This is a genomic window from Streptomyces sp. M92 (assembly GCF_028473745.1).
GTDB lineage: Bacteria > Actinomycetota > Actinomycetes > Streptomycetales > Streptomycetaceae > Streptomyces.
In genome coordinates, this window is the sequence record NZ_CP101137.1 from 6909221 (window position 1) to 6930680 (window position 21460).

Below are 21460 nucleotides of genomic sequence, written 5' to 3' on the forward strand. Positions count from 1 at the left end.
CGGCCGGCTAGTCCTCGGGCAGCTCGACCGGCGCGATCTCGTCGTACACGTCACCCGGCCCGGGGTTGGTCGGGTCGGTCTGCCCGCCGAAGTGGTGCATGACGCCCCAGACCGCGTTGAGCGCGGTCTGGACGGCTCCCTCGGCCCAGCCGGCCGTCCAGGAGATGTCGTCGCCGGCGAGGAAGATGCCCCGCTTGTCCTCGGGCAGCTCCTCCTGCATGAAGTGCGTGAACAGGCGCCGCTGGTAGCGGTAGTGGCCGGGGAGGTTGGCCTTGAACGCACCCATGAAGTAGGGCTCGTTCTCCCAGGAGACGGTCACCGGGTTGCCGATGATGTGCTTCCTGATGTCGACCTTCGGGTAGATCTCGCCGAGCGACTTCAGCATGACCTCCATCCGCTCGTTCGCGGACAGCGGCAGCCACTTCAGGCTGTCGTCGCACCAGGTGTAGGAGAGGCAGATGACGGCGGGCTTGTCCGGGCCGTCGTCCAGGAGGTAGGTGCCGCGGGTCATGCGGTCGGTGAGCGTCATCGACATGGCGTCCCGGCCCGTCTCCTCGTCCTTGTCCAGCCAGAAGGGCCGGTCGACGGGCACGAACAGCTTGGAGCTCTCCATGTAGTGGGTGCGCTCGATCGCGGTCCAGTGGTCGATCGGGAAGAGCGAGTCGTCGCACGCGATCTTCGAGAGCAGCATCCAGGACTGGGCGGTGAAGATCGCCGCCTGGTACGTGCGGATGTCGCCGTCGGCGTCGGTCACGGTGATCCGGTTGCCGGCGGTACGGTTCAGCCGGGTCACCGCCGGGCGCGGCTCGCCGTCCGTGTGCAGGGACTTCAGCGAGGTGCCGTACGGCCAGTGGACGATCTTCTCCGGCTCCCGCTCCCACATCCTCAGCGGGAGCTGCTGGGAGCCGCCGACGATGCCGCGGTGGTGGTCGTCCGCCTCGGTGTAGACGACGCGGAGGATCTCCAGGATGGAGTTGGGGAAGTCGGTGTCCCACCCGCCGGTGCCGAAGCCGACCTGGCCGAAGATCTCGCGGTGCCGGAAGGACTTGAAGGCCTCGGAGTCGCAGAGGAAGCCGTAGAAGGTCTGGTTGTCGAGCTTCTCGACGAGCCTGGCCCAGATCTCGCGGATGCGCGGCACGTCGCGCTCGCGCAGGGCGCGGTTCATGTCGGAGAAGTCGGCACCCTCCTCCAGGCACTTCGCCCAGGCGTCGGCGACGTCCCGGTAGACCTGCGGCAGATCGTCGAGGGTCTCGGCGTAGTGCGACTCGCCCTTGAGGTCGACGACCGTGGAGGGCGTGGCCTCGGCGAGCGGGTTGGGGAAGGGGCTGGTCTTCAGGCCGACCAGGTCGATGTAGTGCTGGAGCGCGGTGGAGGAGGGCGGGAAGCGCATCGCGCCCATCTCGGCGGTCAGCGACTCGTCGCAGCCGTCGAAGCCGACGGTCCGCAGCCGGCCGCCGATCCTGTCGGCCTCGTAGACGACGGGCTTGAGGCCCATCTTCATCAGTTCGTAGGCGGCGACGATGCCGGACAGGCCGCCGCCGATCACGGCGACCTCGGTGCCGTGCTCGGCGGCGGGTATCTGGCCGAGGCCGGCGGGGTGGGCGAGGAAGTCGTCGTACGCGTACGGGAAGTCCGGCCCGAACATGGTGATCGGCGGCTGCTGCTCGTCTGCGTGCTCGATCGCGTTGGGCACGGTGGACGTCATGGGGTACGGACTCCTTGCGGGGTGGAGCGGGGGGCTGGGCTTCTGGTGGTTCAGCGGTTGCGGACGAGGGGCCCGTAGAGACCGGGAAGGCGGTCCTTCAGGTACGGGTTGGCCTCGCGGGAGGCGGCGAGGAAGGCAGGGTCGGCGTCGGCGAGGAGCAGTTCCTCACCGCGTCCGGCGCGGGCCCGGGACGTCCCGTCGGGGCCGGCGAGCACGGACAGCCCGACGAACTCGAAGTCGCCCTCCGGCCCGGTCCGGTTGACGTACGCGACGTACATCTGGTTCTCGAAGGCCCGCACCGGCACGACCGACTCGGCGACGAACTGGAACGGGTGCATCTGCGCGGTCGGGACCAGCAGCAGGTCGGTGCCGGCCAGGGCGTGGGCGCGGACGTTCTCCGGGAACTCCACGTCGTAGCAGATCATCAGGCCGACGGTGAGACCGTTCAGCTCGGCCTGGACGACGGGCTGTCCGCCGGGGGTGAAGTGGTCGCGCTCGAAGCAGCCGAAGAGATGGGTCTTGCGGTAGTTCGCCAGGCGGGTACCGTCGGCGGCGATCAGCTGCACGGAGTTGAAGACGCGCTCGCCGTCCCGCTCGGGGTAGCCGTAGGCGACGGCCAGGCCGTGGCGCCCGGCGGTCTCCGCGACGGCGTCGGCCGAGTCCCCGTCGGCGGGCTCGGCGAGGGCGGCGATGCCGTCGCCGATCGCGTACCCGGTCAGGAACAGCTCCGAGGTGACCAGCAGCCCGGCACCCGAGGCCGCGGCGCGGGCGGCGGCCTCGTCGAGGACCTTGAGGTTCTCGGCGACGGAGCCGGGCCGGCCGGAGCTCTGGAGCAGGGCGGTGCGCATGCGTGTTCCTCACCGGAGGGAAGGGGGTCGGGGGCCAGATAGACGGTACGGTCGGCGCGCTCGGCCGGACAAGAAGGACACGTTGCGCGCCGGTGAGCGGATCGTTGCGTGCGCCCGGCATCCCCCGGCGATTCGTTGCGCCACCCCCGTGCCACCCCCGTGCCACCCCCGTCCCCCCTCCCGTCATCCCCGAGAAGGGGCCCCGTCCGCCCCTCCCCCGCCGCGCGGCGGAGGCCGCTCCCGCCCTGAGCGCGATGTGGTGCGGGCGCGGCGCCGGGACAGTGGTGACCGTTCGGTTGCCCGGCTTCGATCCTTGGGAGAGGACCCGCCATGAAACGCCGTACGACGACCGCCGTGCTCTGTGCCGCCCTGCTGCTGACCGCCGTCACCTCGGGGGCGGCCGTCGCCTCCGGACCCCACGAGGGGCAGCCCCCGCGGGAGGCCGCCGCGCTGACCGGCACCGCGAAGCTGTACCGGTCGGCCGGTGACGACATCACCTTCACCTTCGACGCCCACCTGGCGGCCAAGGACAACGACGATCCGCTCAAGGCCACCGGGACCTTCGAGTTCAGCCACTACCTGAACGGCTGGGGTGCCCGGGCCAAGGCCGAGGTCGACTGTCTGATCACCGGCGGTGACGTGGCCGTCGTCTCCGGCGTCATCACCGAATCCGACCTGCCCGGCGCCGAGGGCAAGCGGGTCGGCGTCACCGTCCACGACCGCGGGCACCACGACCGGCTCGGCTACAGCTGGGCCGCGACGGGCAGTCCCGCGGAGGGCGGGGAGCTGCCCCGGTGCGTGTCGTCGGCGCCCTTCGAGAAGGTCGCGAAGGGGACCGGCGACTTCACGGTCGTGCCCTGGCAGCCGCGGCTGTAGTCCGGGCGGCGGCGGCCAGCAGCAGCGCCGTCAGCAGGTACGGCACCGCGGCCCAGGCGAACGCGGTGCCGTGCCCCGTCACCGAGGCGGCCGCCGCGTAGGCGCCGTACGTGGCGAGGGTGCCCAGCTCGGTGCCCAGGCCCGCGACCGAGGTCAGCGTGGCCCGTCCGGTGTCGTCGATACGCCGCTGGAGGCGGGCGTCGGCCAGCACGGTCGCCAGCTGGAAGCCGCCGAAGGCCAGGGCGACGAGGACGAGGGCGGGCGGGGTGCCCGCCGCGGCGCCGACCGCCAGGGCCAGCGCGGAACCGGTCAACAGGACGGCGAACCCGGTGGTGGTCAGGCGTTCGACGGGGCCGGCCAGCAGGCTCCCGGCCGTGGCGCCGGCCCAGATCACCAGTAGCAGCCAGGGAACGGTCTCCTGCGCCACTCCGGTGTCGTGGGCCAGCAGCGGCGTGTACTCATCGAGCGCGCCCCACACCGCGGTCACGGCCGGGACGAGCAGGAGCGCCCCGCGCACGGAGCGGTCGGTGCGGACCTCGGCGAGCCCGGCCCGCAGGGCCGCGGTCCAGCGGTCGCCGTCGGCGGAGGGTGTGCGGTGCTCGGGGAACCGGCTCGCCACGGCCGCCCCGGCCAGGCAGACCAGCACGCTCGCCGCGCCCACCGCGTCGTAGCCGCCCCAGGCGAAGACCGGGCCGGCCAGGCCCATCGCGGCCATCGTCGCGGCGATGCCGATCGCCCGCGCCCGGCCCATGACCCGGGCGTACCGGTCGGCGGCGCCGGCCCGGTCCAGCTCGTCGTAGACCAGTGCCTCCAGCGCCCCGGAGCCGAGCGCTCCCCCGGCGCCCCACAGCACGAAGCCGAGCGCGAAGGCGCCGTAGGAGGGCACGAGGACCCACAGGGCGAAGCCGGCGGCGGTGAGCAGCGGGCCCAGTACGAGCAGCAGACGCCGGGAGACCGCGTCGGCCCAGGCGCCGGAGGGCACCTCCAGCAGGACACCGGTCAGCGACCACAGGGCGAACAGGGACGACATCTGCCAGACGGACAGACCGGTGTCGCTGAACAGCAGCGCGTACACCGGGTAGAGCAGGACGAACTCGTCGCAGAACGCGGATGCGTACAGCGTGCGCGTCAGCCGCCGGACACCGGCGGTCGTGGGGGCACGCTCGGGTGAGAGAGTCATGAGGCCTTCCCGAGGGGGCGGATCGGACACCGGAGGTACGGCGTCCGCGGCGGCCCTCGGGAGGAGGCGCGGCTGGTGGATCAATGTCGCCAGGTCATGGCACCGATGGTAGTCGGGTGACCCGGCCTCGGTCTCGGGATTACGTGGGCGATCCCGACGAGTAGCGCCGCAGCAGCGGCGACAGGACCAGCACCGACTTGGTCCGCTCCACGAACGGCTCCCCGGCGATCCGCTCCAGGACCCGTTCGAAGTGGCGCATGTCGGAGGCGAAGACCTGGGCGACCGCGTCCGCGTCCCCGGTGACGGTGGACGCGGCCACGACCTCCTGGTAGCGCTCCAGACCCCGCTGGATGGTCTCCGGCGAGGTGTTGCGGCGGCAGAAGATCTCGACGAACCCCTCGGTCTCCCAGCCGAGCGCGGCGGGGTCGACCCGTACGGTGAAGCCGGTGATGGCTCCGGTGGCGCGCAACCGGTCCACGCGCCGTTTCACGGCGGGCGCGGACAGGCCGACCGACTGCCCGATGTCCGCGTAGGAGCGGCGGGCGTCCTCGGCGAGGGCGTGCACGATGCGTTCGTCGAGATCGTTCAGCACTGCGGGTGGTTCACTTCGCTTCTGGTGTCACGGTGTCCGGTGCGGCCAGCCGGGAGCGGCGGTGGCCGTAACCGAAGTAGATCACGAGCCCGACCGCCATCCAGACACCGAACACGACCCAGGTCACGGTGGACAGGCTGCCCATCATCCAGACGCAGAAGGCGAAGCCCAGGGCCGGCAGGACCGGCGACAGCGGCACCCGGAAGGTGCGGCGCATGTCGGGGCGGGTCCGGCGCAGCACCACGACGGCCACGTTGACCAGGGCGAAGGCGAAGAGGGTGCCGATGCTGGTGGCGTCGGCGAGCTGCCCGAGCGGGATGGCGGCGGCCAGGACGCCGCAGAACAGGGAGACGATCAGCGTGTTGGCGCGGGGCGCGCCGGTCTTCGGGTGGACACGGGAGAACACCTTGGGCACCAGCCCGTCGCGGGACATGGCGAACAGGACGCGGGTCTGGCCGTAGAGCACGGTCAGGACGACGCTGGCGATGGCGACCACCGCGCAGAAGGCCAGCAGGGTCCCCCAGAATTCCTGCCCGGTGACGTCGGTCATGATCTGGGCGAGGGAGGCCTCGGAGTCGGTGAAGGTGCGCCACGGGCGGGCGCCGACGGCGACGGCGGCGACGAGGACGTACAGCACCGTCACGATGACCAGGGACAGCATGATCGCGCGGGGCAGGTCGCGCTGGGCGTTCTTGGCCTCCTCACCGGCGGTGGAGGCGGCGTCGAAGCCGATGTACGAGAAGAAGAGCGTGGCGCCGGCCGCGCTGACGCCGGCCATGCCGAGCGGCATGAAGTTCTCGTAGTTGCCGGAGCGGAAGCCCTGGACGCCGATCGCGCAGAACAGCACCAGCGCGGCGATCTTCACGACGACCATGATCGTGTTGGCGCGGGCGGACTCGCGGGCGCCGCCCAGCAGGAAGGTCATGGCGAGCAGCACGACGATCAGCGCGGGCAGGTTGAAGACGCCGCCGTCGCCGGGCGGGGCGGACAGGGCGGCCGGGATGGTGACGCCGATGGTGCCGTCGAGGAGTTCGTTGAGGTACTCGCCCCAGCCGACGGCGACGGCGGCGACGGACACGCCGTACTCCAGGACCAGGCACCAGCCGCAGACCCAGGCGACCAGCTCGCCCATCGTGGCGTACGCGTACGAGTAGGAGGAGCCGGAGACCGGGATGGTGCCGGCCAGTTCGGCGTAGGACAGGGCCGAGAAGAGCGCCGTGAGTCCGGCGATGACGAAGGACAGCGTGACCGCCGGGCCGGCCTTGGGGACGGCCTCGCCGAGGACGACGAAGATGCCGGTGCCGAGGGTGGCGCCGATGCTGATCATCGTGAGCTGCCACAGGCCCAGGGAGCGGCGCAGCGTGCCGCCCTCGCCCTGGCCGCCCTCGGCGACCAGCCGTTCCACGGGCTTGCGGCGCATGAGGCGCGCGGCCAGGCCCGGGGACGCGGGGCCGGCCGGTGTGTCGTGGTGCGGGGGTGCGCCTTGGTCGAGCACGCGTTGACTCCTTTGTCGCTGCCGGTCGGGCCCGTCGGTGTGAGCGGACGGGCTCGCGGCGGGCTCTGGAGCGGCGGGGACGCGGCGGGCACACGTGCACAAGCACGGAGACCCACCGAGCGGGGTCCCCGCCACGCCACGTACAGCGCAGAACACTACGAGGGGTGCGCCGCGGCGGTAATGCAGCAACCTTGCGCATCTCCGCACGATCGTTGCGTTGCCCGGGGCGGTGCGTGTGTTCGTTGCGCGGAGGGTACGCAGCGTTGCGCACGAGCCGGCTGCAGACGGATCGAGCCTGGTCACAGCCGTCCGCCGGGCCGGGAGCAGTCGCCGTCCGCGGGGGTCCTCCCTGCCCCTCGGTCCCGCACATGTGCGCCTTCCCCGGCGGCCCGGACGGTGAGCCGGCGCCCGTGTGCGGCCTCGCGGGCCGCCACGTCGCTCGGTGCGAGCAGTCCGAGCCGCTGGGAGCGGTCGAGCTCCTCCTCGTGACTGCCGCTCCCGGCCAGCGACTCGGCCTCGTCCGGAAAGGGAACGGCCCCCGTTCCTTCCCGGGCGGCGGGAGGAACGGGGGCCGTGCGGCGCGGGTGCGCGGCGTCAGCTCCAGCTGGCGTGCAGCGGCTTGCCCTCGGCGTAGCCGGCGGCGCTCTGGACGCCGACGACGGCCTTCTCGGCGAACTCCTCCAGGGAGCCGGCACCGGCGTAGGTGCAGGAGGAGCGGACGCCCGCGATGATCGAGTCGATCAGGTCCTCGACGCCGGGGCGGGTCGGGTCGAGGAACATGCGGGAGGTGGAGATGCCCTCCTCGAACAGCGCCTTGCGGGCCCGGTCGTAGGCCGACTCCTCGGAGGTGCGGTTGCGCACCGCGCGGGCGGAGGCCATGCCGAAGGACTCCTTGTAGGCGCGGCCGTTGGCGTCGTGCTGGAGGTCGCCCGGGGACTCGTAGGTCCCGGCGAACCAGGAGCCGACCATCACGTTGGACGCGCCGGCCGCGAGGGCCATGGCCACGTCGCGCGGGTGGCGGACGCCGCCGTCGGCCCACACGTGCTTGCCGTACTTCTTCGCCTCGGCGGCGCACTCCAGCACGGCGGAGAACTGCGGCCGGCCGACGCCGGTCATCATGCGGGTGGTGCACATGGCGCCGGGGCCGACGCCGACCTTGATGATGTCGGCGCCCGCCTCGATCAGGTCGCGCACACCCTGGGCGGAGACGATGTTGCCCGCGACGATCGGGACCCGCGGGTCGAGGCCGCGCACCACCTTGACCGCGCTGATCATCGACTCCTGGTGGCCGTGCGCGGTGTCGATGACGAGGGTGTCCACGCCGGCGTCGAGCAGCTGCTTGGCCTTGCCGGCCACGTCGCCGTTGATGCCTACGGCGGCGGCGATGCGCAGCCTGCCGTTCGCGTCGGTGGCCGGGGTGTAGAGGGTGGCGCGCAGGGCGCCCTTGCGGGTGAGGATGCCGGCCAGGCGGCCGTCCGCGTCCACGGCGGGCGCGTAGCGGCGGTTGGCGGCGTCGAGGGTGTTGAAGGCCTCGCGCGGGTCCATGTCGGCCTCGATGAGGAGCAGGTCCTTGGACATGACCTCTTCGAGCTGGGTGAAGCGGTCCACGCCGGTCAGGTCGGTGTCGGTGACCACGCCGACCGGCTTGTGGTCCTCGTCGACGACGACACCGGCGTTGTGCGCCCGCTTGGGCAGCAGGGACAGCGCGTCGGCGACGGTCTGGTGCGGGGCCAGCACGATGGGGGTGTCCAGGACCAGGTGGCGGCTCTTCACCCAGGAGACGACGTCGGTGACGACCTCGATCGGGATGTCCTGCGGGATGACCACGAGGCCGCCGCGCCGGGCCACCGTCTCGGCCATGCGGCGCCCCGCGATGGCGGTCATGTTGGCGACGACCAGCGGGATGGTGGTGCCCGTGCCGTCCGGGGAGCCGAGGTCCACGCCCTGCCGGGAGCCGACGGCGCTGCGGCTCGGCACCATGAAGACGTCGTCGTACGTCAGGTCGTACGAGGGCTGGATGTCATTGAGGAAACGCACGTGCTGCACATCCCAGTCGATCAGAGGTGGCCCCCGGACAGGTCAGCCAGGGGGAAAGAGCACGTACTTCATTCTCCCATGCCGGGTGGCCGGTAATCCCCGGGCAGATCATCCAGGCTGGTCAGCGGCCTCCTTGGAGGAACCTCCAGGTCCGAGGGTGACGAAGAGCCCGGGGCCCCGGTCCGTCGCCTCGGCGAAGACCTCCTCGGCGACCGCCCACTCGTCCGGCCGCTCCTCGGCGTACGCCCGCCAGCCCCGGACGACCAGCACCAGCCCCTGCTCCCGTGCTCCCTCGGGCCAGACGGCGGGGTCGGCGAGGGAGTCGGCGAGCGCGTCCCAGTTCCGCCCGAACCAGTCGGGCAGCGCCAGGTCGCGGGCGCAGCGGTCCATCAGGCCCGCCTTGTCCGTGACGCCGTCGAGATCCAGCGTGACCACGAGCCGCCCCGCGGGGTCCTCGGTCATCGTCCCTGCCTCTCCCTCTCCCCCGCCTCCGTGCTCGTCCCGACCGGCCGTCAGATGCCGTCCGGGTCGGCCCTGTTGAGGGTCGACTTGGGCGTCGGACCGGCCGTCATCAGGTAGTCCGCGGCCGACGTGTCCGTCACCAGGCTGGTGACCAGCCCGGAGCGCAGCACCGCGTCGATGGCCGCCGCCTTGCGCTGCCCGCCCGCGATCGCCACGACCTCGGGGATACGGCGGAGCTGGTCGGCCTTGACCGTGATGCACCGCTCCCCCAGGTCGCGCCCGACCCGGCGCCCCTCCGCGTCGAAGAGGTGCGCGGACATCTCGGCGGCGACACCGAGCGAGGCGTAGTGCGCGCGCTCCTCGTCGCTGAGCATGTCGTGCACCGTCGAGATGCCCGGCTCCCAGGAACCGATGGAGACGCAGGCGACCGTGACCTTGTCGAAGTACTCGAAGGCCCGGGCGATCCCGGTCTGGTGCCGCAGCGCCTGCGCGGTCGCCGCGTCCGGGAGCAGCATCGGCGCGTAGATGGGGTGGGCGTCGCCGCCCGACACCTGGGCGGCGCGGCGGACGGCCTCGACGGAGCCGCGCTCGGCGGTCCCGGCGTCGTACACGCCCGTCAGCTGCACCACGGTGCACGGCGGCAGCCGGTCCAGCGCCGCCGCCATGTGGATGGTGGACCGACCCCAGGCCAGGCCGAGCACATCGCCCTCGTTGACCAGCTCGCCGAGCAGGTCGGCGGCCACCTCGCCCAGGTTCTCCGGGTCGGGCGTCTCCTCGGCGTCGGCCGGGGACTCCACGACCACGGCGTGCCTGAGGCCGTAGCGGGCCCGCAGGGCGTCCGAGCGCTCGGCGTCCAGCTCGGCCGGCACCCGGATCTCGATTCGTACTAGGTCTCTCTCGAGGGCGGTCTCGAGAACCCGGGCCACCTTGAAGCGGCTGACGCCGAACTCCTCCGCGATCTGGATCTTGGACTTGCCCTCGAGGTAGAAGCGGCGGGCCATGGCCGCCGCCTGGACCAGCTCAGCGGGTCCCATCCGCATGGCTGAACGGCCCGCCGACATACCCGACACGGCGTTCTCCTCACTGCTGTTCACACTCTGGATTCGCCGTTCATCCTTGCAGATTCGGCGCGCTTGATCAGCCCTGATGGGAGCCGTTCACGTTCTGTTCCTCAGTGGTCGCACGCCCAGGACGCCTTGGCGGTGGCCGCGTCGGCCTGGTTGCGCAGTGCACGTACCGCCTCGGCCGGGTCGGACGCCCCGTACACGGCGGAACCCGCGACGAAGACGTCCGCTCCGGCGTCGGCGCACTGCTCGATCGTCGACGCCGAGACGCCTCCGTCGACCTGGAGCCACAGCTCCAGACCATGCTTCTTGATCAGCTCACGGGTGCGGCGGATCTTCGGCAGCATGATGTCGAGGAACGCCTGCCCACCGAAGCCGGGTTCAACCGTCATGATCAGCAGCATGTCGAGCTCGGGGAGCAGGTCCTCGTACGGCTCGATCGGCGTGGCGGGCCGCAGCGCCATGGAGGCGCGGGCGCCCTTGGCCCGGATCTCGCGGGCGAGGCGCACGGGGGCGGTGGCCGCCTCGACGTGGAAGGTGACGGAACCGGCGCCGGCCTCCACGTACTGGGGGGCCCAGCGGTCGGGGGCCTCGATCATGAGGTGGCAGTCCAGCGGGGTGTCCGTCGCCCGGGCCAGGGACTCCACGATCGGGACGCCGAGGGTGAGGTTCGGGACGAAGTGGTTGTCCATGACGTCGACGTGGAGCCAGTCGGCTCCCTCGACCGCCTTGGCCTCGTCCGCGAGGCGGGCGAAGTCGGCGGACAGGATGCTGGGGTTGATCTGCGCGGCCATGCCCCCAAGCCTGCCATGCCCTCCGGGGGTGAGCGGCATCGGTCCCGGGGGGGGTGGGGGCTTGGTTGTCGGGTGCGGGTGGGTGGGGGCTGGTCGCGCAGTTCCCCGCGCCCCTGGGGAGCGTCCTTGTGGGCGTGAGGGACGAGTGAACCGGCTCTGCCCGGCCCCCGGGGTGGGGATGCTCGTCCGGTGCGGGTGGGTGGGGGCTGGTCGCGCAGTTCCCCGCGCCCCTGGGGGTGCCCGTGTGGGCGTGAGGGATGAGGGAGGGGCGGGTCAGGCGGTGCGGCGGAGCAAGGTGAGGTACATCGCGTCGGTGCCGTGGAGGTGGGGCCAGAGCTGGATGTCGGGGCCCTCGCCGAGGTGGGGGACGTCCGGGAGGAGGGGGCGGGCGTCGATGAGTTCGGTGTCGGGGTGCTGTTTGCGGACGTCCGCGACCACCGCGCGGGTCTCGGCGAGGTGGGGCGAGCAGGTCGCGTAGGCGACGACGCCGCCGACGCGGACGGCGTCGATTGCGCTGCCCAGCAGGGCCCGCTGGAGCGGGGCGAATCCGTCCAGGTCCTCGGGACGGCGGCGCCAGCGGGCCTCCGGGCGGCGGCGCAGCGCGCCGAGGCCGGTGCACGGCACGTCGACCAGGACCCGGTCGAAACTGCCCGGGCGCCACGCCGGACGGGTGCCGTCGGCGGTGATCACCTGGTACGGACCCGGGTTGCCGTCCAACGCCTTGGCGACCAGCCCGGCCCGGTGCGGCTGCTTCTCGGAGGCGAGGAGGAAGGCACCGCGTTCGGCGGCCAGGGCGCCGAGCAGCGCGGCCTTGCCACCGGGGCCCGCGCACCCGTCCAGCCAGCGCCGGTCCGGACCGTCCAGGGGCGCGTTGGCCAGGGCCAGGGCGACGAGCTGGCTGCCCTCGTCCTGGACGCCGGCCCGGTTCTCCCGCACGGCCTCGACCGCACCGGGCTCACCGCCCTCGCTCAGGCGCACGGCGTACGGGGACCAGCGGCCCGGAACGGCGGCCTCCTCGGCGAGCAGCTCCTCGCGCGTGGCCCGGCCGGGGCGGGCGACCAGGGTGACCTCGGGGCGCTCGTTGTCCGCGGCCAGCAGCTCCTCCATGCCGGCCCGGCCACCGCCGAGCGAGTCCCACAGCGCCGAGACGACCCAGCGGGGGTGCGAGTGCACGACGGCGAGGTGGTCCTCGGGGTCCTCGTCGTAGGACGGGGCGACCCGCTCCAGCCACCCGTCGAGATCCTCCCGCGCGACCTTGCGCAGCACGGCGTTGACGAACTTGGCCCGTCCGTCGCCGAGCACGACCCGCGCCAGCTCCACGGAGGCGGACACGGCCGCGTGAGTCGGGATGCGCGTGCCGAGCAGCTGGTGGACGCCCAGGCTGAGGACGTCCAGCACCGGCGGGTCGACCTCCCGCAGCGGCCGGTCGACGCAGTCGGCGATGATCGCGTCGTACGTGCCCTGCCTGCGCAGCGTCCCGTACACCAGCTCGGTCGCCAGCGCCGCGTCCCGCGCGTCGAAGTCCCCCTGCTCGCGGGCCTTGCGCAGCAGCGGCGGCAGGACCAGGTTCGCGTACGCGTCCCGCTCGTCCACGGCCCTGAGCGCCTCGAAGGCGAGGATGCGGACGGGGTCCTTCTGGGGCCTGCGGTACGGCTTGCCGGGCTTGCGGGGACGACGGGGCTGCTCGCTCACGAAAAAGGTGCTCCGGGTGTGGGGTGAAGTGCGCTCACCAGCGTACGCCGGGCCGGTGAACGGTGGTGCGCAGGCGCAGGTCAGCCGCCCAGCAGCTCGCCCTCGGCGATCCGCACGCCGCGCGCCCAGTCGGCGGCCCGCATCGGCTTCTTGCCCTGGGCCTGTACCCACAGCAGCTCGACGGCGTGCGAGCCGGTGCCGACGTACACGTTGTTCTTGCCCGCGGCGAGCCGCCCGGGGGCGAGGTCGGTCCGGTCCGGGGCCGGGACCGCCTGCACGAGCTTCAGCCGCTCGCCGCGGAAGGTGGTCCAGGCGCCGGGGGCGGGGGTGCAGCCGCGCACCACCCGGTCCACGCGCAGCGCCGGAGCGGACCAGTCGACCCGGGCGTCCTCGACGGTGATCTTCGGGGCCAGGGTGACGCCCTCCGACGGCTGCGGCACCGCCTTCAGGCTCCCGTCCTCGATGCCGTCCATGGTGGCCGCCAGCAGCCCGGCACCGGCGAAGGCGAGCCGGGTCAGCAGGTCGCCGCTGGTGTCGGTGGGGCGGACGGTCTCGGTGACCGTGCCGTAGACCGGGCCGGAGTCCAGGCCCTCCTCGATCAGGAAGGTGGACGCGCCGGTGATCTCGTCGCCCGCCATCAGCGCGTGCTGCACGGGCGCGGCCCCGCGCCAGGCGGGCAGCAGCGAGAAGTGCAGGTTGACCCAGCCGCGGGCGGGCACGTCGAGGGCGACGCGGGGCAGCAGCGCCCCGTAGGCCACGACGGGGCAGCAGTCGGGCGCGATCTCGCGCAGCCGCTCCAGGAACTCCGGCTCGCGCGGCTTGGCGGGCTTGAGCACCTCGATCCCGGCCTCCTCGGCCCGCTCGGCCACGGGAGAGGCGACCAGTCTGCGACCGCGCCCGGCCGGAGCGTCGGGCCGCGTGACGACGGCGGCCACCTCGTGGCGCCCGGAGGCGATCAGGGCGTCCAGGGCGGGAACGGCGACCTCGGGGGTACCGGCGAAGACGAGCTTCATGGGTGGGACGGGCCTCTCGGGCAGGGGCGGACAGCGGGCAGCGCACCAGTCTACGAGCCCGAAGAACACGGGTAGCCGCCGACGGCGGCGCACCCCCACGGCAGACCTCAGCCTCTCGACCGACTGGAAACGGGTGGTGCGCGGGCGGGAGAGAAACACGCCGATGGCCGAAGGCCGAGGCGCGCATCCCGCACAACCAGGCGCACGCATATGCCTCCACGCCCCCACCCCGTGACCAGCGGAGCGCCCACGCGTTGGTCAAGGAAGAGTTGACCACCGGGCCGCCCGCGCGGCCCGATTCCTTTCAACGCCGGTTCGAGAGGCTTGTTCATGGCCGACCACGCAACCCACGACGCCCAGGCTCGGGCCAGCCTGCACTTGCTGGTGCGGGACATCGAGCGGGTCCGCCGGCAGGTGGACGCACTGCGCACCCTCACCGCCCAGCTGGGCAACGTCTACCGCCCGCGCCGCTCCGGCCCTTCCACGGGCTTCGTCGTCTACGGACGCGCCCCCGCCCCGACGGTCCGTCTCGCCCAGGAACTCCGGGACAGTGTCGAGACCCTGGTCACCGCCGCCGTGGACTTCGACCGCTCGCTCGGCTTCTCGTGGGACGCGGTGGGCTCAGCGCTCGGCGTCACCAAGCAGGCGGTGCACCGCCGGTACGGCTCCCGCCGTGCCGCCGCCCAGACGGCACCCGCCGCCGAGACCACCGAGCACGCACCGGAGCCGGCCGGCAGCCGCCCGGTCAACGTGGGCTCCGGTCTGCCCGCCGTGCCCACCGTCCCGGCGGCCCGTTCGATGCCGACCCAGCCGACGGCGGGCAGTCCGGCCCTGCGCGAGGACGTCCGGCCCACGGCCTTCCCCGGCCCGCGCAACGGCTGAGCCGCACGCACCGGGGCTCACACCGGCCCTCCGCCTCCCCGCTCCCCCGGGCAGGCGGAGGGCCGGGCCGTGTGCGGGCGGTCTCAGCCGATGTCGAGCGGATCGATCCGCACCCACACCGCCGTGTCACTCCCCCGCGCCATCCGCGCCGCCTGCGCGGCCTTCAGCGCGCCGGCCAGCGCCGCTCCGCGCCCCGGCGGTACCCGGATCAGCGCGCGCTCCCAGTGTTCGCCCGGTGGCGGCGCGCCCACGCGGCGCGGACGCCCCACGGCCGTGACCGGCAGCGGCACGGGACCGAGCACCTCGGCCTCGCCCGGCAGTGCGGCCGCCCCGAGGAAATCGGCCACCGCCTCCGCGGGCCCGGCCACGGACGCCATCCGCGAAACCGGCGGGAAGCCCAGCTCGGCCCGCTCGGCCAGCTCCCGCAGCGCGTGACCGACGGGATCCCAGCGCACCAGCGCCTGCACCGGCCGCAGGGTCGGCTCGGCGACGGCGACGACGGTGCCCCCGGCGCCCTGCGGGCGCACCAGCGCGGCGGCGGCCAGCCAGCGCCGCAGCGCGTCCTCACCGGCGCGCAGATCGGGCCGCCCGAGCATCGCCCAGCCGTCGAGCAGCAGCGCCGCCGCGTAGCCGCCCTCCGCGACGGGTTCGGCGCCCGGGGTGCTCACCACCAGTGCGGGTGCCTCGGACACGGTGTCGAGCACATGCTCGCGCCCTGAGGTGCGCACGGGCACGGCCGGGAAGGCGCGCCCCAGTTCCTCGGCGGTACGACGCGCACCCACGACCTGGGCGCGCAGCCGGAACGCCCCGCACTCCGGGCAGTGCCAGGCCCCCTCCTCGCGCCCGCACCAGCCGCACCGCAGCGCGGATCCGGACTCCTGGCCCTCCAGCGGCCCCGCGCAGTGCCGGCACCGCGCGGGTGTCCGGCACGAGGCGCATGCCATCCGGGGGACGTAGCCCCGGCGGGGCACCTGCACGAGCACCGGACCGCGCCGCAGCCCGTCCCTGACGGCCTGCCAGGCGAGGGTCGGCAGCCGGGCGGCGCGGGCGGCCTCGTCCCTGGCCAGGTCCTGGTCCCCCACAGTCCGCACCAGCGGGGCGGCGACCCGGACCTGCTCGCGTGCGGCGATCAAGGGCCGGGCCCAGCCGGTCTCCACGAGCTGGGCGGCCTCGACGGTGCAGCCCCAGCCGCCCAGCAGGAAGGCGCACCGGTCCTGGGCGGCGCGCAGCAGCAGCACCTCGCGCGCGTGCGGCTGCGGTGCGTGCGGCTCACTGTGGCTGTCGTCGCCGTCGTCCCAGAGGGCGACCAGGCCTAGGTCCCGCACCGGCGCGAACATGGCGGCCCGGGTCCCGATCACGGCCCGCACCGCCCCCCGGCGTACCGCGAGCCACTGCGCGTACCGCTTCTCGGGCCCGGCGTCGGCGGTGAGCACCGCGTGCCGTCCCTCGCCCAGCAGGGCGGTCAGCGCGGCGTCGGCACGGGCGACCGCCCGTCCGTCGGGCAGGACGACGAGCGCGCCCCGCCCCGAGGCCAGCGTCGCCGTGACGGCCGTCGCCAGTTCCCCCGCCCACTGCGGACCGGGCAACGCGTTCCACACTGCGCGCGGCGCGCCCCCCGAGGCGAGGGCCGCCACGAACGCCTCCCCCTGCTCGTACCGCGCCCACGGCCCCGGCTCCGGCACCGGCGGCGGGGGCAGCGGGTCCGGCGACGTCCGCTTCTCGGCGCGCGCGCTGCGGGGCGGCACGGCAAGCTGCAGGACGTCGGCGAGACTGCCCGCGTACCGGTCCGCGACCGCCCGCGCGAGTCCCAGCAGCTCCCCGTCGAGCACCCGCTCGGGCGAGACGACCTGGGCCAGCGCGGCGAGGGGGCCCGAGTAGTCGGACTCGGCGAGCCGCTCCACCAGGAACCCGTCGACGAGTCCGCCCCCCTCGCGCCGCCCCTCCCGCACCCGGTGCCGCCCGGCCCCGAAGCGCACCCGCACCCGCACTCCCGGCTGGGCGTCGGCGTCGAGCTCCTCGGGCACCGCGTAGTCGAAGTAGCGGTCGAGATGGAGCACGCCCTTGTCGACGAGGACCCGGGCGACGGGCAGCTCCTTGGCGAGGGCCGCTCCGCGCCAGGTTCTCGGCTTGGCCCGCGGTGCCTTCGCCCGGCGCACACTCTCCCGGATGAGCGCGAGCTGCTCGGGCGGCGCGTCTCCCGCGCCGGCGTCCGTCGCTTCGTTCTCGCTGCTCACGCCTGCATTCTTACCAAAGACCACTGACAACCGACGGCGCCCGAGTACACACCGCGTCTCATCGGCGACGGTCCGAATGGGCCGTGGACCACCCGGCCACGTCGCACCTGACGTGACGTGACGTGACGTGCCGTCCTCCCGAGATCCAGACGGCAGCGGTCACGTGTTCCCACTTCACCGCACGCGACGGGGCGCGCTCCATTGGATGTACCCGCGGCCTGCGCACCGGGAGGGTGATCAGCGTAGGCGAGCGCGCCGGGGGCACGCGAACGCATTCTCGGCGCGGCAGGACGCCGGACGTGCCGAGGCCCGGCGCCCCCGTCGGGACACCGGGCCTCGGCACGTGCCGTCCGGCGGGGACGGCGGTGGCGTCTCGTGCGGTTACAGCCCTGCCGCCTGCCGCAGCGCCTCCACGCGGTCCGTGCGCTCCCAGGTGAAGTCGGGCAGCTCACGGCCGAAGTGGCCGTACGCGGCGGTCTGGGCGTAGATCGGGCGGAGCAGGTCGAGGTCACGGATGATGGCGGCCGGGCGGAGGTCGAAGACCTCGTCGATCGCCTTCTCGATCTTCTCGGCGTCGATCTTGGCGGTGCCGAAGGTCTCGACGAAGAGGCCGACGGGCTCGGCCTTGCCGATCGCGTAGGCGACCTGGACCTCGCAGCGGGAGGCGAGGCCGGCGGCGACGACGTTCTTGGCGACCCAGCGCATCGCGTAAGCGGCGGAGCGGTCGACCTTGGACGGGTCCTTGCCGGAGAAGGCACCGCCGCCGTGGCGGGCCATGCCGCCGTAGGTGTCGATGATGATCTTGCGACCGGTGAGGCCGGCGTCGCCCATCGGGCCGCCGATCTCGAAGCGGCCGGTCGGGTTGACCAGCAGCCGGTAGTCCTCCGTGTCGAGCTTGATGCCGTCGTCCAGCAGCGCCTTGAGCTCGGGCTCGACGACGAATTCCTTGATGTCGGGCGCGAGCAGCGACTCCAGGTCGATGTCACTGGCGTGCTGGGAGGAGACGACGACGGTGTCGAGGCGGACGGCCTTGTCGCCGTCGTACTCGATGGTGACCTGCGTCTTGCCGTCCGGGCGCAGGTAGGGGATGGTCCCGTTCTTGCGGACCTCGGACAGGCGCTTGGACAGGCGGTGCGCCAGGAAGACCGGGAGCGGCATCAGCGTGGGCGTCTCGTCGGACGCGTAGCCGAACATCAGGCCCTGGTCGCCGGCGCCCTGGCGGTCCAGCTCGTCCTCGTCGCCCTCGACCCGGTTCTCGTACGCGGTGTCGACACCCTGCGCGATGTCCGGGGACTGGGCGCCGATGGAGACCGAGACGCCGCAGGAGGCGCCGTCGAAGCCCTTCTTCGAGGAGTCGTAGCCGATCTCCAGGATCTTGCCGCGGACCAGGTTGGCGATGTCCGCGTAGGCCTTGGTGGTGACCTCGCCGGCCACGTGCACCAGTCCGGTGGTGATCAGGGTTTCGACGGCGACCCGGGAGGTCGGGTCCTCACGCAGAAGCGCGTCGAGAATGGTGTCGCTGATCTGGTCAGCGATCTTGTCGGGATGACCTTCGGTCACGGACTCCGAGGTGAACAGGCGACGGGACACAACGCTCCCTGGGGTTGCAGCGGCTGCTGGCTGATCATTGGTGGACGGCACGGGGAGCTGCACCCGGCGACGTCCGAGAACAGTTTATCGGTCGCGCTCCGCCGCGGGCCCACCCGTCTCGGCTGTCGGAAGGGCTGTGACCTGCGGCACGGGCATTCTGCCCAGAACGGAGCGCCCTTGGCCAGGGGCGCCACGCTCGAATACGCGGGGTTGGCGGGGTCCGTGGAGTGAATGAGTCATTCAGCCGAGCCGTTTCGCCACGAGGTCCCATACGGTTTCGGCCAGTGTTTCCTTCGGTCCGTGTGTCACCGGGGTCTCGCTGCCGTCGGCACCGAGGACGACCGCCTCGTTCTCCTCCGAACCGAAGGTCTTGTGCTCCCCCACCTCGTTCACCACGAGCAGATCGCAGCCCTTGCGCTTCAGCTTGGCCCGTCCGTTGGCGAGGACGTCGTCGGTCTCGGCGGCGAAGCCGACGATCACCTGGCCGGGGCGCGCCCGGTCGCCCGCGATCTCGGCGAGGATGTCCGGATTGCGCACCAGGGCGATCGGTGCGGGCTCCTGGTCGTCCTTCTTCTTGATCTTCCCGGGGGCGTACGCGGCCGGGCGGAAGTCCGCGACCGCCGCGGCCATGACGACGGCGTCGGCGTCGGCCGCGGCATGCAGCACGGCCTCGCGTAGCTCCACGGCAGTGCCCACCGGGACGACGTCCACACCGGCCGGGTCCGGCAGCGACGCGTTCGCCGCGACGAGCGTGACGCGGGCGCCTCGCGCGGCGGCGCTGCGGGCCAGGGCGTACCCCTGCTTGCCGGAGGAGCGGTTGCCGAGGAAGCGGACCGGGTCGAGGGGCTCGCGGGTGCCGCCGGCGCTGACCACGACGCGCCGTCCGGCGAGGTCCGGTGCGCGCACGCCGCGGGCGAGGACCCGGCGGCAGACCTCGAAGATCTCGCCCGGGTCGGGCAGCCGTCCCTTGCCGGTGTCGACGCCGGTGAGCCGGCCGACGGCCGGCTCGATGACGACGGCGCCCCGGCGGCGGAGCGTCGCCACGTTCTCCTGGGTGGCCGGGTGCTCCCACATCTCGGTGTGCATGGCGGGGGCGAACACGACGGGGCAGCGGGCGGTGAGCAGGGTGTTGGTGAGGAGGTCGTCGGCGAGACCGTGGGCGGCCCTGGCGAGCATGTCGGCGGTGGCCGGGGCGACGACGACGAGGTCGGCGTGCTGGCCGATGCGGACGTGCGGGACCTGGTGGACGTCGTCCCACACCTCGGTCGACACCGGGTTGCCGGACAGGGCCGACCAGGTGGCGGCGCCGACGAAGTGCAGCGCGGAGGCGGTGGGGACGACGCGGACCTCGTGCCCCGACTCCGTGAGTCTGCGCAGCAGCTCACAGGCCTTGTACGCGGCGATTCCGCCGCTGACCCCCAGAACGACCTTGGGCTTGTCCACCGTCTCTCCCCGGCTCGGATGACGCGCTCGGGCAGCGCGTACGACCCATCACACACCACAGGCCCGACAGTCGGGCTGCCGGGCCTGTGGATAAGTCAGCTTCAGGCTGAAAATACTACCGCCGATGCGACGGTGGCACTGGATTACTGCGCCGGGCCTTCGATGGCCTCGGAGGTCAGCAGACCCGCGTTGATCTCGCGCAGGGCGATCGAGAGCGGCTTCTCGTGGACGTGGGTGTCGACGAGCGGACCGACGTACTCGAGGAGACCCTCGCCGAGCTGCGAGTAGTACGCGTTGATCTGGCGGGCCCGCTTGGCCGCGTAGATCACGAGGCTGTACTTCGAGTCCGTGGCCTCGAGGAGCTCGTCGATCGGCGGGTTGATGATGCCCTCGGGCGCGGAGATGGAAGAGGACACGCTCTACCTTCCGATGGATGGGAAAGATTCAGTCGGGACGACCGCTGGGTGACCAGTAACGATCACACGACGTTCGTCAAGGCTAGCAGCTCGCGCGCCACGTCCTCGACGGAGGTGTTCACCAGCGTCTGGTCGAACTCCGGCTCGGCCGCCAGCTCGATCCGGGCGGCGGCGAGGCGGCGCTCGATGACCTCCGGGGGCTCGGTCCCCCGGCCGGTGAGCCTGCGCACCAGCTCCTCCCAGGAGGGCGGGGCCAGGAACACCAGCTGGGCCTCCGGCATGGACTCCCTGACCTGCCGCGCACCCTGGAGGTCGATCTCCAGCAGCACCGGCTCACCCGCCTCCAGGCGCTCCAGCACGGCAGCTCGCGGCGTGCCGTAGCGGTTGCCGGCGAACTCGGCCCACTCCAGCAGCTCGCCGTTGGCGATCAGCTTGTCCATCTCCTCGTCGGTGACGAAGAAGTAGTGGACTCCGTGCTGCTCGCCGGGGCGGGGCTTGCGGGTCGTCGCCGACACCGAGAGCCAGAGCTCGGGGTGTTCCTTGCGCATATGGGCGACGACCGTGCTCTTGCCGACCCCCGAGGGGCCGGAGAGCACGGTCAGCCGCGGACGTGATTCCGGGGGTACGGGGGTCGTCCCCCGGGATGTTGCAGCCATGCGGCGATTATTCCAGTTGTTCCGCAGTGGTCCGGACTCAGCTTCTGACTCAGCTGCCGGTGCTGCCGAACTCGCGCTCCAGGGAGGCGATCTGGTTGGAACCGAGGCCGCGCACGCGACGGCTCTCGGAGATGCCGAGCCGCTCCATGATCTGCTTGGCGCGGACCTTGCCCACGCCCGGCAGGGACTCGAGCAGGGCGGAGACCTTCATCTTGCCGATGACGTCGTTCTCCTGGCCCTGCTTGATGACCTCGTGGAGGGAGGCGCCGGAGTGCTTGAGTCGATTCTTGACCTCGGCCCGCTCCCGGCGAGCCGCGGCGGCCTTTTCGAGCGCGGCTGCGCGCTGTTCAGGGGTAAGGGGCGGAAGAGCCACGCCTACGTCACCTCGGATGTCGAACTGTCGGATACGGACCGGTGAGGAACCTAGTCGCCCCACACCTGGGGAGTCGCGAGCAACACGCTTGCCCGTTGACTCTCGACG

General features: G+C 72.7%; 19 protein-coding genes. 2 read left to right on the plus strand and 17 right to left on the minus strand.

Going from position 1 to position 21460, the window contains the following annotated elements; genetic code table 11:
• Nucleotides 1–7: 7 nt before the first annotated feature.
• Both M6G08_RS31870 and M6G08_RS31875 read right to left on the minus strand, forming a co-directional pair.
• Nucleotides 8–1705 (minus strand): flavin monoamine oxidase family protein, encoded by a 1698-nt coding sequence (locus M6G08_RS31870; protein WP_272590604.1) that lies wholly within the window; start codon nt 1703–1705, stop codon nt 8–10.
• A 50-nt stretch (nt 1706–1755) separates the two neighbouring features.
• A complete protein-coding gene (locus M6G08_RS31875) occupies nt 1756–2553 on the minus strand; it encodes a carbon-nitrogen hydrolase family protein (protein WP_272590605.1) in 798 nt (265 codons plus the stop codon).
• A gap of 330 nt (nt 2554–2883) precedes the next feature.
• Here M6G08_RS31875 and M6G08_RS31880 point away from each other — a divergent pair, with 330 nt between their 5' ends.
• Nucleotides 2884–3429, plus strand: coding sequence for a Repetin (locus M6G08_RS31880; RefSeq protein ID WP_272590606.1), 546 nt, complete (start codon nt 2884–2886; stop codon nt 3427–3429).
• Here M6G08_RS31880 and M6G08_RS31885 read toward each other — a convergent pair.
• The 9 genes from M6G08_RS31885 to fmt form a co-directional block, all read right to left on the minus strand.
• A complete protein-coding gene (locus M6G08_RS31885; protein ID WP_272590607.1) occupies nt 3398–4609 on the minus strand; it encodes an MFS transporter in 1212 nt (403 codons plus the stop codon). The genes M6G08_RS31880 and M6G08_RS31885 overlap by 32 nt on opposite strands.
• 139 nt (nt 4610–4748) lie before the next feature.
• Nucleotides 4749–5201, minus strand: coding sequence for an Lrp/AsnC family transcriptional regulator (locus M6G08_RS31890; protein ID WP_043375183.1), 453 nt, complete (start codon nt 5199–5201; stop codon nt 4749–4751).
• Between the two features lie 10 nt (nt 5202–5211).
• The gene (locus M6G08_RS31895; protein ID WP_272590608.1) at nt 5212–6696 is read right to left on the minus strand and encodes an amino acid permease; all 1485 of its coding nucleotides are present in this window, start codon (nt 6694–6696) and stop codon (nt 5212–5214) included.
• A 594-nt stretch (nt 6697–7290) separates the two neighbouring features.
• On the minus strand, nt 7291–8733 hold the full coding sequence (locus tag M6G08_RS31900) for a GuaB1 family IMP dehydrogenase-related protein (protein ID WP_272590610.1): 1443 nt from the start codon (nt 8731–8733) through the stop codon (nt 7291–7293).
• 108 nt (nt 8734–8841) lie between these two features.
• Nucleotides 8842–9195: a barstar family protein gene (locus M6G08_RS31905; RefSeq protein ID WP_272590611.1), complete on the minus strand. Its 354-nt coding sequence runs from the start codon at nt 9193–9195 to the stop codon at nt 8842–8844.
• Between the two features lie 50 nt (nt 9196–9245).
• Nucleotides 9246–10289: a sugar-binding transcriptional regulator gene (locus M6G08_RS31910; RefSeq protein ID WP_272590613.1), complete on the minus strand. Its 1044-nt coding sequence runs from the start codon at nt 10287–10289 to the stop codon at nt 9246–9248.
• A 77-nt stretch (nt 10290–10366) separates the two neighbouring features.
• The gene (gene rpe, locus M6G08_RS31915; RefSeq protein WP_073730787.1) at nt 10367–11053 is read right to left on the minus strand and encodes a ribulose-phosphate 3-epimerase; all 687 of its coding nucleotides are present in this window, start codon (nt 11051–11053) and stop codon (nt 10367–10369) included.
• Nucleotides 11054–11326: 273 nt separating this feature from the next.
• Nucleotides 11327–12745, minus strand: a complete 1419-nt coding sequence (locus tag M6G08_RS31920) for an RsmB/NOP family class I SAM-dependent RNA methyltransferase (RefSeq protein ID WP_272590615.1) — start codon at nt 12743–12745, stop codon at nt 11327–11329.
• Nucleotides 12746–12825: 80 nt separating this feature from the next.
• Nucleotides 12826–13758: a methionyl-tRNA formyltransferase gene (fmt, locus tag M6G08_RS31925; RefSeq protein WP_272590617.1), complete on the minus strand. Its 933-nt coding sequence runs from the start codon at nt 13756–13758 to the stop codon at nt 12826–12828.
• A 330-nt stretch (nt 13759–14088) separates the two neighbouring features.
• Here fmt and M6G08_RS31930 point away from each other — a divergent pair, with 330 nt between their 5' ends.
• Nucleotides 14089–14640, plus strand: coding sequence for a hypothetical protein (locus M6G08_RS31930; protein WP_272590618.1), 552 nt, complete (start codon nt 14089–14091; stop codon nt 14638–14640).
• Nucleotides 14641–14723: 83 nt separating this feature from the next.
• Here M6G08_RS31930 and M6G08_RS31935 read toward each other — a convergent pair whose 3' ends face one another.
• From M6G08_RS31935 to M6G08_RS31960, 6 genes are all read right to left on the minus strand, one after another.
• Nucleotides 14724–16874 carry a primosomal protein N' gene (locus tag M6G08_RS31935; RefSeq protein ID WP_272590619.1) on the minus strand — a complete coding sequence of 717 codons (2151 nt, stop codon included), beginning with the start codon at nt 16872–16874 and terminating at the stop codon, nt 14724–14726.
• A 381-nt stretch (nt 16875–17255) separates the two neighbouring features.
• Nucleotides 17256–18464 (minus strand): methionine adenosyltransferase, encoded by a 1209-nt coding sequence (gene metK, locus M6G08_RS31940; protein WP_272590620.1) that lies wholly within the window; start codon nt 18462–18464, stop codon nt 17256–17258.
• A gap of 240 nt (nt 18465–18704) precedes the next feature.
• Nucleotides 18705–19907, minus strand: coding sequence for a bifunctional phosphopantothenoylcysteine decarboxylase/phosphopantothenate--cysteine ligase CoaBC (coaBC, locus tag M6G08_RS31945; RefSeq protein WP_272590621.1), 1203 nt, complete (start codon nt 19905–19907; stop codon nt 18705–18707).
• 143 nt (nt 19908–20050) lie between these two features.
• Nucleotides 20051–20323, minus strand: coding sequence for a DNA-directed RNA polymerase subunit omega (rpoZ, locus tag M6G08_RS31950; RefSeq protein ID WP_003977348.1), 273 nt, complete (start codon nt 20321–20323; stop codon nt 20051–20053).
• A 62-nt stretch (nt 20324–20385) separates the two neighbouring features.
• Nucleotides 20386–20979, minus strand: a complete 594-nt coding sequence (gmk, locus tag M6G08_RS31955) for a guanylate kinase (protein WP_272590622.1) — start codon at nt 20977–20979, stop codon at nt 20386–20388.
• A gap of 49 nt (nt 20980–21028) precedes the next feature.
• Complete coding sequence (locus tag M6G08_RS31960; protein WP_003977346.1) at nt 21029–21352, minus strand: integration host factor; 324 nt, start codon at nt 21350–21352, stop codon at nt 21029–21031.
• Nucleotides 21353–21460 lie beyond the last annotated feature (108 nt).